The sequence below is a fragment of the Amycolatopsis sp. GM8 genome, assembly GCF_021653975.1.
GTDB lineage: Bacteria > Actinomycetota > Actinomycetes > Mycobacteriales > Pseudonocardiaceae > Amycolatopsis_E.
Window position 1 is genome coordinate 127,458 of record NZ_JAJKFK010000008.1, and the last position, 16,506, is coordinate 143,963.

Below are 16,506 nucleotides of genomic sequence, written 5' to 3' on the forward strand. Positions count from 1 at the left end.
CGAGACGACGAGCAATGAGGAGATGTGTTCCGATGAGACGCACAGCGGCACTCCTGGCGGTTGCCCTGACGAGCCTGGGACTTGTCCTGGCACCACCGGCGCAGGCGGCCACCCCGGTCCGGGACGGTTCGACGTCGGGCAGGGCGGCGGCGTCCTGCTGGGAGGTCAAGCAGAACAATCCGTCCGGTAAGGACGGTGTCTACTGGCTGCAGACACCGAAACTCGTGGCACCGCAACAGTTCTACTGCGACCAGACCACGGACGGCGGCGGCTGGGTGCTCGTCGGGCGTGGCCGGGAAGGCTGGAACTGGTATCACAACGGCCAGGGCACGGCCAAGCAGGTGCGCGAGAATCCCACCGGTCCGGCCGCGTTCAAGCCCGCCACACTGCCCGGTGAGACGATCGACGGGCTGCTCGACGGCGGGCGCACGGACGCGCTGCCGGACGGGATCCGCCTGCGCCGCGCCGCGAACCCCGCCGGCACCGGCTGGCAGGAGATCCGGCTGCACGTGGCGAGTGGTCCGGAATGGAGCTGGGCGTTCGACGGTGGGCTCCGCCTGGCCAGCGTCACCCATACCGACGGGAAGACGTATCCGGGCGGGTACAGCCATGACTGGACCGCCAACGGCGACAACGGCGGCTACCGGATCTTCACCTGGCCCTGGCCCAGCCACAACCGCCAGATGGGCTTCTCCTACGGCCAGGCCGTGACCGGCGGCTCGCAGGCCCCGGCGAACTACTGGTGGCAGTACAGCACCGAGCAGCACGCGATCCCGTTCAGTCAGGTGTTCATCCGGCCCAAGCTCACGAGCGCGGCGTTCCCGCCAATCGCCGACTCCGGCGCAGCGGCGTCCAGCGTCCGGCCGTTGATGCAGGCCAAGTCCACGCCGCTGCCGTGGGGTGTCACCGGGCTGGCGGGGCCCATCGCGGCGAACAACCCCAATGACGAACGCAACATGGAGGTGGAGGACTTCGCCTTCATCGGGAACACCGCCTATGTCGGCGGCAAGTTCCAGTACGTCCAAAAAGGACAGAATCCGGCTCCGGGGGAGAAGGTCGAACAGTCCTATCTGGCCGCGTTCGATCTCAACAGCGGGGAATGGCGCCCGGACTTCCGGCCGAAGCTCAACGGGATGGTGTACTCACTGTCGAAGAGCCCGGACGGGAAGCTGCTCGTCGGCGGCCAGTTCACCAGCGTCAACGGGCAGCCGAACACCCAGTCACTGGCCGAACTCGACCCCGGCACCGGCGCGGTCGATCCGGGCTGGACCGCACATGTCAGCTACGGCACGGGTGTCTCCAATGTGCGGGCCATGGACCGGCAGGGTGACTGGCTCTACATCGCGGGACAGTTCAACCGGCTCTCCGGTGGTTCGGTCACCACGCCGCTCGTGCTCAGCGGCGCCGGCCGGGTCAACCTGAAGACCGGCGCCCCGGATCCGGCGTGGAAACCGCACTTCAACGGACCCGTCTACGACATGGACGCCAGTGACCACGGCGACCGGGTCTACTACGCCGGCCGGTTCACGGCCGTCAACGGCACCGCGGTGACCGACCAGGCGGCCGTGTCCACCGCGAAGAACGCGCCATTGGTCACCGGGCTCAAGCCCTTCGTGTCGAACGACCCGACCTACCCGTACCAGCAGGCGGTCCTGGAGACCGGCGACAAGCTGTGGGTCGGCGGTTCACAGCACATCCTCGCCCAGTACGACCGGACCGACCTGACGTTGCTGAACAGCAACATCGCCAAGCACGGCGGCGATTTCCAGGCGATCACCGAGATCAACGGGGTCGTTTACGCCGGCTGTCACTGCCTCAAGTACGTGTACAACGGCACGACCCGGTTCAGTCCCGAAGGCCCGGGCGACGCGTTCGGGGCGCCTGCCCCGGCGCCGGACGCGGCGAACGTCAACAAGATCAACTTCGTCGGCGCCTGGGACGCACAGACCGGGGAGTACCTGCCGCAGTTCTACATCGCCGGGCTGAGCGGCCGGAACCACATGGGTGCCTGGGCGTTGCGCGGTGACCCCAACGGGTGCCTGTGGTTCGGCGGGGACTTCAACCGGGGTTCGTGGCAGGGGAGTGGTTACCAGTGGCTCGGTGGCTTCGGCAAGACCTGCGGCCGGGACACCACACCGCCGACCAAGCCGGGCTGGCTCACGGCGAAGCGCGCCGATGATGGTGTCGTCCTGAACTGGGGCGGTGCCACCGACAGCACGGGCCACATCTACTACGAAGTCCTGCGCGACGACCGGGTGATCGCGACCATCGACGGCAAAACCTGGACCGACCACCAGCCCGAGGGCTCCGGCCGGTATTGGGTGCGTGCGATCGACATGACCGGCAACCGCTCCGCGTCCACCTCGGTGGCCACGGCGCATTGACCGGCCGGGGGCGGCGCGTGCCGATGCGCCGCCCCCGCTGTCAGTACGTCGTCCGGGTGGCGACGCGCTCGGCGTTGTACTGCCACAGCACCGAATGGCGACGGTGGCTGATGCGCCAGCCGTCCTCGACGCGCACGAGATCGTCGAGGTAGCGGAGCCCACGGACCATGACGGGGCCGTCGGCCGTGACCAGCACCGCCGTCACGAGCGTGTCGGCGCACGCCGTGTCGCCGTCCACGGTGATCACCTGGCTCCCCGGCGTGTGCGATTTGTGTTCGAAACCGGTCTTGCCGAGCCCGCCCTCGGCCACGAACTTCGCCACGTCGAGGATCGTCTTCCCGTCGAAGAGCGACATGGTCGCGTCCGGGGTGAACGCCCGCAGGTACACCTCCGGGTCGCCGCGGTCGAAACCTGCCCAGTAGGCCATGCACGCGTCACGGATCTGCTGCCTGTCGAGCTCGGTCATCCCTGTTGCCCCGTGCCATCGCCCAGGTATTGCTCGACGATGTCGCTTTCGTCGATCTCGGCGGCTGGGCCGGCGTGCACGATCTCGCCCTGGCGCAGCACGTACGCGTAGGAAGCCAGCTGCAGCGCACGGCTGACGAACTGGTCGACGAGCAGGACCGCCGTTCCCCGCTGGTTGACCGACACGAGGAACTCGAAGATGGCATCCACGATCTTGGGTGCCAGCCCCAGGGAGGCTTCGTCGACCAGCAGCACCCGCGGCTGCACGACATAGGCTTGCGCCATCGCGAGCATCTGCTGTTCGCCGCCGCTGAGCGTCCCGGCCAGTTGGGACATCCGGGACGCGAGCGCCGGGAACGCCTCGACGGCCAGTTCGACCGCCCGGCGTTCGTTGCCGCTCGGCGCTTGCAGTGCGAGGTTCTCGCGGACCGACAGCGACCGGAAGATGCCGCGACCCTCCGGGATGTAGCACAGTCCACGGCGTCGCCGGACATGCGGCTTGAGCCCGGTGAGCGGTACACCCTCCATCGCGATCTTGCCGTCGCTCGCCTCGATGAACCCGGCGATCGTCTTCAGCAGGGTGGTCTTGCCGGCGCCGTTCGCCCCGAGTAGCGCGACCACTGAGGACGGTGGCACCCGCAGCGACACGCCACGCAGCACGGTCGCCTGTTCGTAGCCCGAACGCACGTCGGTCAACGCCAGTGCGGGTGGTTCGGTCTGCGGTTTCGTCTGCACGCTCATCTCGCCTGCTCCCCGGCCACCAGTGCCTCCGAACCCAGATAGGCGTTGCGTACTTCGTCGCTGGTCGCGACCTCCGCCGGCGTGCCCTGGTAGATCAGCGCGCCGAAATCGAGGACATAGAGGTAGGAGCAGACCGACATGACCAGTGACATGTCGTGCTCGACGAGCAGGATCCCGACCCCGCGCTCGCGCACCACATCGCGCAGCACCGCACCGAACTCCTCGGTCTCCGCACGATCCAGTCCCGCGGACGGCTCGTCGAGCAACAGCAGCCGGAACGGGCCGGCCAGGCACCGCGCCAATTCCACCAGCCGGCGTTGCCCGGTCGACAGGCCGCCGGCCTGGCGGCGGGCCAGGTCCGCCACACCGCACAGTTCCAGGGCCGACATCGTCGCCGCCGTCGTGATCCTCCGGTCGGTCCGGGGGGTCCACAGCTGGGTGTGCACCCGCCGGCCGGCCAGTCCCGTTTCCCGTCCCAGTGCGACGTTTTCGGCCACGGTGAGCGACTCGCACAGTTGCGGTACCTGGAATGTGCGGCCCAGACCTCGCCGGGCCCGCGCGGCCACGCGGAGCCGGGACACGTCCGCCGTGTCCAATGCCACGACGCCGGACGCCGGCCGGACCATGCCGGACACCGCGTTGAACGTGGTGGTCTTACCCGCCCCGTTCGGCCCGATCAGCCCGGTGATCGCCCCGGTAGGCGCCTTCAGCGTCAGCTCGCGCACGGCGACCAGGCCGCCGAAACGTACGGTCAGATCGCGCACCTCCAGGCCACGCTTGCCGTTGCCGGTCGTGGCGACCGACCAGCTCTGTGGAGCCGGTTGCGGGGCCTTGACCGGTTTCCGCCGCCGCCAAGCCTCCCCGAGCCGATCGAACCGCCGCTGGATCCCGAGCGGCATGCTGCGGGGTCCGCCGTGGGAGGCGACCAGCACGGCGAAGAAGCCGAAGACGACGTTCAACCAGTACGGCGTCTCTTCCGCGGTGATATAGCCGGGAATCACGATCGTGACACCCGCGAACAACGCGTACCAGGGGATCGCGGAGAACGGCGCGATGGTCAGCACCGCGATCAGCACCAGGGAGTTGAACGACGAGTAATAGGCCTCGTTACCGGTGATGATGTTGATCGAGCCCCCGTAGAGGATGCCCGCGATCCCCGCGAAGAACGCCGAGATGCAGAACACCAGCACCCGCGTGACGTTGGTGCTCAAGCCCGTGGAAGCGACGGCGACCGGTGAGTCGCCCATTCCGCGCAGCATGCGCCCCAGCCGGCCGCGGTACAGCAGGATCATGATCGCGGCCGTGACGATCACACCGGCGAGGACGACGTAGTAGAACGTCTTGTCGTCCTGGGCGAACGACGGTCTCGGCACGACCCGGCCCGTGCCGTAGGTGGTGAACATGAAGTCCAGCGGATACAACAACCGCTCGACCATGATGGCGAAGCCGAACGTCGCCAATGCGAGGAACAGCCCGGACAGCCGGATCGCGGGTATCGCGACGATGGCGCCGACCGGCACGGCTATCAGCGCCGAGAGGATCAGCGCCAGGAACCAGTTCATGTTGTACTGCCCGGCCAGCTGGGCGAACGCGACGGCGCCCACCGCGGCGAACACGGTGTGGCACAACGACACCTGGCCCGAGACGCGCACCAGCAGACCGAGGGACAGCAGCAGGATGGCCTGGGTCAGACCCTGCGCGAAGAAGGGCAGTTTCGAGCCGACGACGAACGGCACGATCAGGAGCAGGGCCAGCACGATAACGCCGGTCACGATGCGGATGGGGACCGGTGCTCGCCATTCCAGTGCCCGGCGGGCCTCGATCAGCGACGCTCGGACCAGTTTCCGGCGGGGTAGCACCAGCAGCACGATGAACAACACGATGAACGGCAGGCTTGCCGGCAGTCCCCACAACCAGCTGACGTCGAGCACGTACTTCGTGGAGATGTCCGCGACGATCCCGATGACGATGCCGCCGGCGAACGTCAGTGGCATCGACCGGAACGCGCCGATCGCGGCCGCCCCGAACGCCTGCACCACCAGGAACGTCAGGGCGATGGGATCCAGCCCGATCATGGGTGCGACGAGGACGCCGGACAGCGCGGCGAACGTCGAACTGATGATCCACGCGAGCCGGCGCACCCCGGCCGGATCGGCGCCCTTCGAGGCGAGCAGGTCCGCGTCGTCGACCACCGCGCGCATCCGCAGTCCGGACCGCGTGAACCGCAACAGCAGGTACAACGCGAGGACGCAGACGCAGGCGATGATGACGACGATCAGGTTCCCGTACGTGACATTGACCCCGAAGAGCTGGAAGGTCTCCTCGCCCTTGGGCAGGTACTGCGGGATCGGTTTCGCGTCCGGGCCGTACTTGACCGTTCCGAGCCCCTGCACGATCAGGATCATCCCGATCGTGCCGACGACCTTCATCGCGGTTCGCTGCGGGGCGAGGCGGCGCGCCAGCAACTCCATGAGCAGACCCATTATCGGCCCGGCCACGAACACGCTGAGCGCGAACGCCAGCTTCCAGTCCCACCCCATGTCGACGTGCATCCAATAGAACAGGTACACGGCTGTCGTCGCGAGCGCGCCGTACCCGAAATTGAAGATGCCCGACGTGCGATAGGACAGGACCAGGCCACTTCCCGCGAGACCGTAGATCGACCCCGCGGCGATACCGCTGACGATGAACGGCAACAAGGCGTTCATGAGTTCGTCCCTAAATAGTCCGGTAAGGGCACGATCAGAGGGAAATCAACTGGGGAGGCACTTGGGGTCGGCTCCCTCGGGAAGGAAGTATTTCCCGTCCTTGTACCCCGCGGCGAAGTAGCATTTCACCGGTGCGGGCAGTTGATCCTTGACGAAGGTGACCGGTGCGATCAGGCCGCCCAGATTCTCGTTCTTGAACTGGTAGAGCCCGGCCTTGAGGCTGTCGCGGGTCAGTCCGTCACCGCCGGCCTTGCCGGCGGCGACCCGGATCGCCTCCAGCGTCGACCACACGAACATCGACGTCTCGTCGTTCTTCGACATGTCACCGTACTTGGACATCGCGTCGCGGAACGTCTTGGTGGCCGGCACATCGGCATACCAGGGCACGGTGGGCTCGGTCGCGAGCGCGTCGAGATTCGGGATCTTGGTGGCCGCCGGGTTGAAAGCGTGGTAAGGGAAGAACGCTTTCGGCGTGAAGCCCTGTTGTGCGCAGTTGCTCGCGAATTTCACGCTGACCTGACCGGAAGCGCCGTAGAAAACGACGTCGGTGCCCTTGCTCTTCAACGACAGGCATTGTGCGGTGTAGTTCGGCGCCGCCGCGTCCAGTTTCACCGCTCCGTCGTAGCGCAGGCCGATCGACGGTGCGTTGTCGCGCATGGTTCCGTCGACCGAGCCACACGCCGCGGACTCCGCGCAGACCGCGGCCGCCACCGAGGTGGCGCCGGAGTCCTTGATGACGTGCAGCGCGGCGTTGTTCCCGTCCGGAACCGACTGGATACCCAGCGGGAACCAGCCGATCGTCTTGTACCACAAGGGGTAGCTGTTGAACGGCGAGATGACCGGCACACCCTTGCCCGTGGTGTAGGAGCCGAGCGCGGTGTCCGTGCTGGAGTCGACCGGCATGATCGCGACGGCGCCCTGGTTCTCGACGAGGTCCCGGGTCTGGGAGAGACCCTTTCCGGCATCTCCACCGGAGTCTTCGATCACGACCTTGACCTGGTGCCCGTTGAGGCCACCGTTGGCATTGACCCACTTCTCCCACGCGGTCGCCGCGGGCTTGGTGCCCGCGTAGGAGTCGGAGCCGACACCGGTCAACCGGGCGATGATCCCGATGGTGATTGCCGAACCGTTCGCGGAGTTGGCTTGTGCCGCGCTGTTGCTATCGCTGTTGCCGCTGCTACCGCATGCGGCCAAGGTAAGTGTGGCGGCGAGAACCGCCGCCGTCGACGCCATCCGAATTCGCACTCTTCACTCCGATCGCATGCGACCACACTGTCGCCGCAAAGTGAAACGCAAGACACCGGCACGGTGTGCGCTTTAGCGTGCCCAAACGGTAGGTACTTCGCCACTTGTATGTCAATCTTTGCGATGCGCGAAGCTCAAAGATCGAAATGGCCGCCGAATTCCCGTGGGCAGGCGTGTCCTGTCATGATCAAGTAAGGGCCGCTGTGCGACGTCCCATCGGGGATACTGTAACTCGCTCAGGTCGCCCGCGAAATAACGATCCGCCGACGACCAGGTCGGTGCCGTCGGGGAAAAGGGTGCCCCGTGTCTTCGATGAGCGGGCGCGCCCGCCGTCGCCGGCCGGGTGCCCGGGACACCTCGTCCAAGATCAACGCAACGGTTCCTTTGCCGCCGCGATGTTGTGGAGTATCGTCGGAAAAGCTTGCTTTATGCGAAGGATGGGGCAGGTGTGGTTGCGCGCAGGTCACCGCAGACCGAGCGGATCGTCGGTCTGATCAATTTCCTGTCGGTCGACGATTCGGGTCACGGGGTCCTGCTCTCGGAGCTGGCCCGGCGGCTCGGTGTCAGCATGGCCACCTGCTATCCGATGCTCGAAGCGCTCATCGACGCGGGTTTCCTCGTCCGGCACCCCACCCGCAAGACGTTCCATCTGGGACCCGCGCTCATCTCGGCCGGTGCCGCCGCGGCGAAACAGGATCCCCAGCGTGCGCTCGCCCGCGAGGCGATGATCCGTCTCGGCGAGGAACTCGATCTCAGCGTCTGGCTCTACAGCAAGGAAGACGGCCACTTCCGCATCATCGACCAGGCCTGGCACTCCCGGGCGATCAGTCCCATCATGCGCGTCGGCGAACGCTTCGCCTGCCGGCCCCCAGGGGGCGCGGCGATGCTCGCGTGGATGCGTGAGCGGCACGTCGAACGATGGCTGGACCAAGCGTCTCTCGACGCCGCGGAACGCGCCGCCTATTACGAGCGGCTCACCGCCGTGCGAGAAGCGGGCTACGCCGTGGCCCTGGACCACTTCCCCGTTGATCTGTTGCGGACGCTGGTCTTCCAGTTGACCAATGCCGCGGTACCCGCCGAGCGCTCACGGATCGTGGAGCAGCTCGCGGCCGGCCGGCTGCGGGGCAGCGACTCGATCCTCACGGAACCCGAGCCGGACGAGCACTATTCGGTGCAGTCCATCGACGCGCCGATCTTCGACGGCTCCGGTGCGCCGATGTTCGTGCTCGGCCTCGTCAATCTGCCGCGGCTGTCGGGGACGCGGATCACCGAACTCGCGCGGTGCGTCAAGAACGCGGCGTCCTCGATCGACTGGCGCTGACCTTCCTTCGCATAGTGCCAATTCTTGACGGTCCGTGCGTCCTGCGTCACGATCATATGGTTAGAAAGATCAATACATTAAGCTGATGGGCGCGATATGGCGACCGAACCGGTGTCGATGTCGGAGCGTTCCAGCACACCCGCGCGTCCCGCGGTGCGAACCCCGGGCGTGGGGATCCACATCGGCGCGACCGACCAGTCCATGGACCTGTGCGAACTCGCGGTGGCGATCGAGGCCCGTGGCCTGGATTCGCTCTTTCTGCCGGAGCACACGCACATCCCGGTGTCGCGGGCCACGCCGTATCCCGGTGGTGGCGACATCCCTGGGCGCTATCTGCGCTTGTGGGATCCACTGGTGGCGCTCACCTGGGTGGCCGCGCGCACGAACCTGGTCGTCGGCAACTGCATCGGCCTGCCCGGCGAGCACGACCCGATCGCACTGGCGAAGGCGATCGCGACCCTGGACGTGCAGTCCGGCGGGCGGTTCGTGATGGGCGTCGGGTTCGGCTGGAACGCCGAGGAGTTCGAGGACCACGGGTACCCGGTCGCGGACAAATACGCTGTGGTGACCGAAAAGATCCAGGTCATGAAACGGCTGTGGGTCGACGAGGTCGCCAGCTTCAGCGGCGAGCACGTGTCGTTGTCGCCCAGCTGGTCCTGGCCGAAGCCGCTCCAGCACCCGCATCCGCCCGTCCTGGTCGGTGGCCGCGCCACGCCGGCCACGTTCCGGCGAGTGGCCGACTGGGGCGACGGCTGGATCCCCATGTCGCCGACGCCGCACGAGACCCTGGAAATGGACCTGAAGCGGTTGCGCGAGGTCGTGAGCGAGGCCGGCCGTGACCCGTCCACGCTGCACATCATGGTGATGCAGCGTCCCGAGCCGATCGACCGGTTGCGCGAGATCGTCAGCGACTACTGGCGGCTGGGCGTCACCCGGGTGCTCATCGACCTGCCCACCGCCGGCGCCGACATCCTGCTCCCACTGCTCGACGAGGTGGCGCCGGTGACCGGCACGATCCCTGCCACCCAGCTCGTAGGAGGCTGACGATGAACGCCGGAGGATCCGCACGGCTGCGGGCGCTGTCAGACGACCTCGCCGGCTACTTCGCCGACCCGTCCCGCTATCAGGACCCCTTTCCGATGTACCGCGAGCTGCGCGAGATCGAGCCGGTGCACTGGTGCGAGCGGTACGACAGCTGGGTGATCACCGGATACCCGGAGGCGGTGGAGCTGCTCAAGCATTCCGGCGTGCTGCGGGAGCCCAGCGCCGAGGCTCAGTTCCGGCACCTCGGCCGCCGCGACATCGACGCGGCGGACACGGTCGCGGCCGTCGACATCTTCCTTGCCGCGGTGATCAACCGCGATCCACCCCATCACACCCGCCTGCGCAAACTGGTGAGCCGTTCGTTCTCCGCCCGCGCCATAGAGTCGTGGCGACCACGTATCGACGCGATCGTCGACCAGCTCGTCGGCAAGGTCGAAGCGAAGAGCGAGTTCGACCTGCTGCGCGAGCTCGCCTATCCGCTGCCACAACAGGTGATCTGCGAGTTGCTGGGCGTGCCGCTCGAGGACGTCGACGCGATCACCGGCCACATGGGCGATTCCAGAATCATGACCGTGCGCGGGGCCGAGCACGAGCGGTCCACGCCGGAGGACCTGAGGCTGCTGACCCAGCGGCAACTGGTCCGGCAGGTCGAGTACTTCCGTGCGGCCATCGCGGAACGCCGTCGCGCGCCCCGTGCGGACCTCATCACCAGCCTGACGCAGATCGAGGAGGAAGGCGACCGGCTCAGCATGGACGAGCTGATCGGCACCGTGATCATCTTGATCGGAGCAGGCCACGAGACCACGGCCAACCTCGTCGCGAACGGCATGCTCGCGTTGTTGCGCAACCCCGATCAGTGGGCTCTGCTCAAGGCCGAGCCGTCGCTGATGCCGGGTGCGATCGAGGAGATCCTGCGCCACGAGACGCCGTCCCGGGGCCAGTCACGCGTCGCCCGCACGCCGATCGAGATCGGTGGCAAGCGCATCGAGACGGGGCAGCAGGTCATGCCGTTGCTGATCGCCGCGAACCGGGACCCGCGGGTGTTCGACGACCCGGAACGCTTCGACATCACCCGGACCCCCAATCCGCACATCACGTTCACCGCGGGCATCCACTACTGCCTCGGCGCCGTGCTGGCCAAGGCCGAAGCGGCATCGATGCTGTCGGCGATCTGCACCCGCCTCGACGACCTGCGGCTCGCCGTCGACGAGGTGCGGTGGCGGCCCTCCTATGTGCGGGGGCTCGAGTCCCTTCCGGTTGCCCGCGAACTCGTCGGCGCACGCTGAGTTTCACCGAGCGGGCGCGGTTTCCTCACCGAGATAGTGGGTCAGGATCTCGTCTTCCGCGTTCTTCGTCGGGCCCTGCCAGCTCGAGCGGCCCCGGGACAGGATGATCGCCTCGTCGGCGAAACCGAGCGCGCGGTGAATGAACTGCTCGATGAGGACGATCGTCACGCCCGCGGTCTTGAACCGCCGCAGCGATTCGAAGACCAGGTCGACGAGCTTCGGCGCGAGCCCGAGCGACATCTCGTCCGCGATGATCAGGCGCGGTGACAGGACCAGGCCTCGCGACAACGAGAGCATCTGCTGCTCGCCGCCCGAGAGCATGCCGGCCTTCATACCGCGGCGCGCGGCGAGACTGGGGAAGATCTCCAATCCCTGCTCGATCGCCGCCTTGCGCCGGTTGCGCGGCAGCATGCTCGACGCGATGCGCAGGTTTTCGGTCACGGTCAGCCCGGGGAAGATCCCGCGGCCTTCGGGAAGGTAGATCAGCCCTTTGCGGCGAACCTGGTGCGCCGGCAGGCGCGTGATGTCCTCGCCGTCGAAGTGGATCGTGCCGTTCGTGGCCGGGACGAGCCGGCTCGCGGCGCGCGCGAGCGTGCTCTTGCCCGCGCCGTTCGGGCCGAGCACGGCGACCGCATCTCCTTCGGCGACATCGAGGGAGATGCCGTCGAGGGCGAGCGCGGGCCCGTACCGGACGCACAGATCGCGGATGGACAGCAACGGTTCGCCAGACATCATGCTCCCTTTCCGACTGCCTGATCGTCGCCGAGGTAGGCGGCGCGCACGGCCGCGTCGGACCGGACCTCGTCCGGGGTCCCGGCGGCGATCTTGACGCCGAAATCCAGCACATGGATCCGGGAGCACAGGTTGAGCACAATGGAGACGTCGTGCTCGACGAGCAGCAGCGACACCCCACGGCGTTCGACCGCCAGCTCGAAGACTCTCGTGACCTGTTCGGTTTCCAGCGCGTCCAGGCCGGAGGACGGCTCATCGAGCAGCAGCACGGCCGGGTTCGTCGCCAGCGCCCGCGCGAGTTCGACGAGCCGGGTCATTCCCAGCGAAAGCCCGGCAACGGGGCGATCGCCGATGGGGGAGAGGCTCAGCGCCGCGAGCAGGCCGTCCACGCGCTCCACCTCCTCGGGGTCGGTGCGGCGGAAACCACGGCCGGTGACCAGATCCGTCCAGACGCGCGATCGTTTCGTGCTGATCCGGTGGGCGAGCATCACGTGCTCGCGGACGGTGAGCCCGGGGAACATCTCGGGGTGCTGGAAGGTGCGCGCCAGACCGAGCCGGGCGCGGCCCTGCGCCGAGTACGAGGTGATGTCCTTGCCCTCGAACTCGACGCGTCCGGCGTCGGGCCGGCGCAGGCCGGAAAGCACCGAGAACAGCGTGCTTTTCCCCGCGCCGTTCGGTCCGACCAGACCGACGATGGTCGCCGGCGGCACGGCCAGTGACACCGAGTCGAGCGCGACCACGCCGCCGAACCGGACCGTCACGTCGTGGCATTCCAGACGGGGCTGGACGTCTGTCGATGCGCTCATCGCGTAGTGCTCGCTTCCGGCAATTCGGTGGGCGTGGTGGCCGGGTCGGCGGCAGGAGTGCGCCGATTGCCGATCTTCCCGAACAATCCCTGCAGGCGCCGGCCGTTCCGCGCGACCGCGCCCTCCGGGTGCACGGCGAGGAGGATCGCGCCGAGCCCGAACAGCAGGGTCGGGACCGTGCCGAGGCTCAGCGGCAGGTAGGTGTGGAACACGCCGGGCAGCAACGTGTACGCGATACCGGCCAGGATGGCGGCGGCGATCGACCGGACACCGATCGTGACGAGAACCGCCATCCAGACGATCCCGGTGAAGGTCGAATAGGCGGTCGGCACCGCGACTTCGGCCGCCAGCGCGAGAAACCCGCCGCCGAGCGCGGCGATGAAGGTGCTGACCCCGGAGATGAGCAGTTTCGGGCCCAGCACGCTGAGGCCGAGCGTCCGCGCGCCCGGCTCGCTGTAGCGCACGGCCGCGAGCGCGAGCCCGGTGGTGCTGCGGCGGACATTGACCACGATCAACGCCAGTACGACGAAGATCGCCAGCACGAAGTAGGAGAACGGCAGGTCGCCGGTGAGGAAATCGGGACGGTAGGCCGGCACGCCGATGCCCTGCTGGAAGAACTGGTCCCGGGTGAAGATCAGACTGTCGGCCAGCAAACCGAAGGTCAGCGTGACGAGCGCGACGAACAGGTTGCCGAGCCGGATGGTCAGCAGCCCGATGATCAGGCCGATCGGCGTGGCGATGAGCGCGCCGGCGAACGCGGCCACGATCGGGTTCAGCTCGGCGTTCGTGGCCAGCTGCGCCGTCGTGACGGCACCGATCCCGGCGAAAGCGGCCTGGCACAACCAGATCATGCCGCCTTCGCCGATCACCATCGTGTAGGACAGGAACACCAGGGCGATGGCCAATCCGGACGTCAGCAAGGTGAGCCAGTAGGCCTGCAACAGCAGCGGCATCAACGCGATGAGCGCGATCACGACCACCGGGCCGAGCATGGACGGCGACCACCCGGAGGACCGGCTGTTCACGACCGTCTTGTCGGCCGACGCGGTCGAGCTTTCGTCGCTGCCCAGCGGGCGGATCGCGCGGTCGAGTGCGCCTCCGGTCGACGCCGCCTCGTTGGTCTGGCCGGAAAACCCGATGTACACGACGAGGAACGCGCCCATCACGAGGATCGGGATGCTGACGAGAATCGCGCCGGTCAGTGAGCTGTTGGGGGGCAGGTACTGCTGGATGAAGTCGGTCAGGATGCCCATGCCCATCGCGATCCCGACCGCGGCGGGCAGGTTACGCAGGCGCGCGGCGACGACCGCCGCGAATGCCGCGGCCATCAGGGCCGTCATGCCTTCCGGGGTCAGCCCGTTCGAGGGAGCGGCGAGGATGCCGGCCAGGCCGGCGAGCGCGGTGGTCACCATCCAGACCCCGATCGAGATGACGGCCGGGTTGATGCCGGACAGCGACGTGAGCGCCTCCGTGTCGACCATTGCCCGGACCCGCAGTCCGACGTCTGTCAGGCGCAGCACGATCGTGCTGGCCACGACGACGAGCACGACGCAGCCGAACGCGATGATCTGGTCGAGGCTCGCCGTCGCGCCGAGAATGTGATAGCCGGGCACCGGCTGAGGCGACAGCCCCGGCGCGGAGTTGATCGTCTCGTTGCCGAAGAGCAGGAGCGCGACCTGTGGCAGGGCGACCGAGACGCCGATGGTCGACACGATCCGGATCAGCGGCGATGCCAGCCGCAGGTGCCGGAACAGGGCGAGGTAGAGCGCGGCCCCGAGCGCGGGCGCGGCCCCGAGGACGGTCACGATCACCGCGGGCACCGTCGACCAGCCGCTTTCGGTATTGAGGAAGTAGAAGAGGCGGGCCAGGAAGTACGCCATCGACCCGAACGCGAAGTTCAGGACTCCCGATGAGATGTAGGTGATCACGATGCCGGAGGCGGCGATGGCGTAGATCGATCCCAGCGCGATACCCGCGAAGATGTAGCCCAGCACGTCGGCTCCTCGAAGATGCGGTCATTTCCCGGATTGCGCGGGGAGAATTCCCGGTACCACGAATGTCCACTGTGGAGTGTATTGGCGCCGCGCGATGCGCCAGCCTTCGGCGAGGCGGACACACTTGTCCGTGTAGTGCAGGCTCCGGACCTGTGCGACGGTCTCGTCTCCCCGCGGGCCCACGTGAATACTCAACCCGGTGATCCGGACCGCTGCCTCGTCGCCGGTGATCTCGATTTCGATATTGGAGATCGCCTGGGTGCTCGCCAGGGACCGCTCCAGTTGGAGCACGGCCGACGTCGGCGCCGCCGAGGACCCGCTTTGAAACTCCCGGAATTCGTCCTTACCGTGGATCTGGCGGAACCCGTAGTCGAGTTCGAGATCGTCGGTGAAGCAGTCCAGCACGAGTTGCCTGTCCTTGGTCGTGATGCCACGCGCATAGCGGTACATGAGCGCCCGGATGTCCGACTCGTCGATCAACCGCCGCACCTGGGTTTCCACCTCGCCCATCCGGACGCCCCCTATACCGATGACGCCGCAGCGGGGCGCAGGTGGCGGGTCGCGCGGATGCTGGTGTCCCAGTTCTTGGCCTGGGCGCGCAGTGCTCCGACGGTCGCGGCTTCCGGCGTGATGTGGGTGAAGGGGTCATAGGAGAAGTGCCGCATGGCGTTGAGATGCGTGATCCGGTTGATGTCGTGGTCCGGCAGGCCGGTGAGATAGTCCATGGCGGCTTCCGGCGATTGCGGCCAGGTGGTGTCCGAATGTGGGTAGTCGCATTCCCACATGAGGTTGTCGAGATTGAGACGGTTCCGGTTCTCCACCCCGACGGCGTCGTCGATGAAGCACAGCAGCACGTGTTCGTTGAACACCTGTGAGGGGGTGCGTCCCGCGCCGAGATCCATGCCGGACCAGTGCTTGGTGTGCCGGTAGATGTAGTCGATCCGCTCGGTGAAATAGGGAACCCAGCCGGCCCCGCCTTCCGACAGCGCCACTTTCAGGGTGGGGAACTTGCGGAACAACGGGCTCCACACGACGTCGGCCGCGGCCTCGATCAGGTTGATCGGCGACAACGAGTAGATGCATTCGATCGGCGCGTCGGGTGAGGTCTTCGGGACCTGCGACGACGACCCGAGATGCATGCACACGACGGTGTTTTCTTCGGCACACGCCTGGAAGAACGGGTCCCAGTGGTCGGTGTAGAGACTCGGCAACCCCAGCGCGTGCGGGTTGGACGTGAACGTCACCGCGTGGCAGCCCTTGCGCGCCATCCGGTGAACCTCCGCGGCGGAGGCTTCCGGGTCCCACAACATCGGCAGTGCCAGCGGGATGAACCGTCCCGGGTACGCCCCGGCCCAGTCCTCGACGTGCCAGTCGTTGTAGGCGCGCACCATCGCCGCCGCCTGCTCGCGATCATTCCCCTGTTCCAGGAACAACTGCCCGCAGAAACGCGGGAACGACGGGAAACACATCGAACCGAGCAACCCGTTCGCGTTCATGTCCTTGACCCGGGCATGAATGTCGTAACAGCCGGGCCGGATTTCTTCGATGCACGCGGGCTCGAAGCCGTACTCGTCCGGCGGACGCCCGGCGACCGCGTTGATCGCCAGGCTCGGCAGGTCGACACCCTCGTAGCGCCACGCCATCGTGCCGTTCTCGCGCCGTAGCAAACGAGGGGCCTTGTCCTGATATTTCGCCGGAAGCCGCCCGTCGAACAAGGCCGCCGGCTCAATGACATGATCGTCGACACTAACCATGACCAAGTCAGCTGTATCCACAACGA

At 67.2% G+C, this 16,506-nt stretch carries 13 protein-coding genes; 4 read left to right on the forward strand and 9 right to left on the reverse strand.

Annotated elements, in window-relative coordinates; all coding sequences use genetic code 11:
- Positions 1-32: 32 nt before the first annotated feature.
- Positions 33-2,384, forward strand: a complete 2,352-nt coding sequence (locus LOZ83_RS31840) for a fibrinogen-like YCDxxxxGGGW domain-containing protein (protein WP_236795456.1) — start codon at positions 33-35, stop codon at positions 2,382-2,384.
- A gap of 40 nt (positions 2,385-2,424) precedes the next feature.
- On the opposite strand, the gene LOZ83_RS31845 is transcribed toward LOZ83_RS31840, so the two are convergent.
- The 4 genes from LOZ83_RS31845 to LOZ83_RS31860 are packed head-to-tail and all read right to left on the reverse strand — an operon-like array spanning position 2,425 to position 7,531.
- Positions 2,425-2,850 carry a nuclear transport factor 2 family protein gene (locus LOZ83_RS31845; protein WP_236795457.1) on the reverse strand — a complete coding sequence of 142 codons (426 nt, stop codon included), beginning with the start codon at positions 2,848-2,850 and terminating at the stop codon, positions 2,425-2,427.
- A complete protein-coding gene (locus LOZ83_RS31850; RefSeq protein WP_236795458.1) occupies positions 2,847-3,590 on the reverse strand; it encodes an ABC transporter ATP-binding protein in 744 nt (247 codons plus the stop codon). Before LOZ83_RS31850 ends, LOZ83_RS31845 begins: the two co-directional genes overlap by 4 nt.
- Positions 3,587-6,298 (reverse strand): branched-chain amino acid ABC transporter permease/ATP-binding protein, encoded by a 2,712-nt coding sequence (locus LOZ83_RS31855; RefSeq protein WP_236795459.1) that lies wholly within the window; start codon positions 6,296-6,298, stop codon positions 3,587-3,589. The genes LOZ83_RS31850 and LOZ83_RS31855 overlap by 4 nt, the downstream gene beginning before the upstream one ends.
- A gap of 45 nt (positions 6,299-6,343) precedes the next feature.
- A complete protein-coding gene (locus tag LOZ83_RS31860; protein WP_255826073.1) occupies positions 6,344-7,531 on the reverse strand; it encodes an ABC transporter substrate-binding protein in 1,188 nt (395 codons plus the stop codon).
- Positions 7,532-7,991: 460 nt separating this feature from the next.
- Between LOZ83_RS31860 and LOZ83_RS31865 the strand changes: the two genes are divergently transcribed.
- From LOZ83_RS31865 to LOZ83_RS31875, 3 genes are all read left to right on the forward strand, one after another.
- The gene (locus LOZ83_RS31865; protein WP_236795461.1) at positions 7,992-8,864 is read left to right on the forward strand and encodes an IclR family transcriptional regulator; all 873 of its coding nucleotides are present in this window, start codon (positions 7,992-7,994) and stop codon (positions 8,862-8,864) included.
- Between the two features lie 96 nt (positions 8,865-8,960).
- On the forward strand, positions 8,961-9,908 hold the full coding sequence (locus LOZ83_RS31870; protein WP_236795462.1) for an LLM class F420-dependent oxidoreductase: 948 nt from the start codon (positions 8,961-8,963) through the stop codon (positions 9,906-9,908).
- A gap of 2 nt (positions 9,909-9,910) precedes the next feature.
- On the forward strand, positions 9,911-11,194 hold the full coding sequence (locus LOZ83_RS31875; protein ID WP_236795463.1) for a cytochrome P450: 1,284 nt from the start codon (positions 9,911-9,913) through the stop codon (positions 11,192-11,194).
- A 3-nt stretch (positions 11,195-11,197) separates the two neighbouring features.
- On the opposite strand, the gene LOZ83_RS31880 is transcribed toward LOZ83_RS31875, so the two are convergent.
- Genes LOZ83_RS31880 through LOZ83_RS31900 form a run of 5 tightly spaced genes read right to left on the reverse strand, consistent with a single transcriptional unit; the run spans position 11,198 to position 16,480 of the window.
- Positions 11,198-11,929 carry an ABC transporter ATP-binding protein gene (locus LOZ83_RS31880; protein ID WP_236795464.1) on the reverse strand — a complete coding sequence of 244 codons (732 nt, stop codon included), beginning with the start codon at positions 11,927-11,929 and terminating at the stop codon, positions 11,198-11,200.
- Positions 11,926-12,732 carry an ABC transporter ATP-binding protein gene (locus LOZ83_RS31885; protein ID WP_236795465.1) on the reverse strand — a complete coding sequence of 269 codons (807 nt, stop codon included), beginning with the start codon at positions 12,730-12,732 and terminating at the stop codon, positions 11,926-11,928. Before LOZ83_RS31885 ends, LOZ83_RS31880 begins: the two co-directional genes overlap by 4 nt.
- Positions 12,729-14,726 carry an ABC transporter permease gene (locus LOZ83_RS31890; protein WP_236795466.1) on the reverse strand — a complete coding sequence of 666 codons (1,998 nt, stop codon included), beginning with the start codon at positions 14,724-14,726 and terminating at the stop codon, positions 12,729-12,731. Before LOZ83_RS31890 ends, LOZ83_RS31885 begins: the two co-directional genes overlap by 4 nt.
- Before the next feature lie 21 nt (positions 14,727-14,747).
- Positions 14,748-15,236 (reverse strand): nuclear transport factor 2 family protein, encoded by a 489-nt coding sequence (locus LOZ83_RS31895; RefSeq protein WP_236795467.1) that lies wholly within the window; start codon positions 15,234-15,236, stop codon positions 14,748-14,750.
- Between the two features lie 11 nt (positions 15,237-15,247).
- Entirely contained in the window at positions 15,248-16,480 is a 1,233-nt protein-coding gene (locus LOZ83_RS31900) for an amidohydrolase family protein (protein ID WP_236795468.1), read from the reverse strand.
- Positions 16,481-16,506 lie beyond the last annotated feature (26 nt).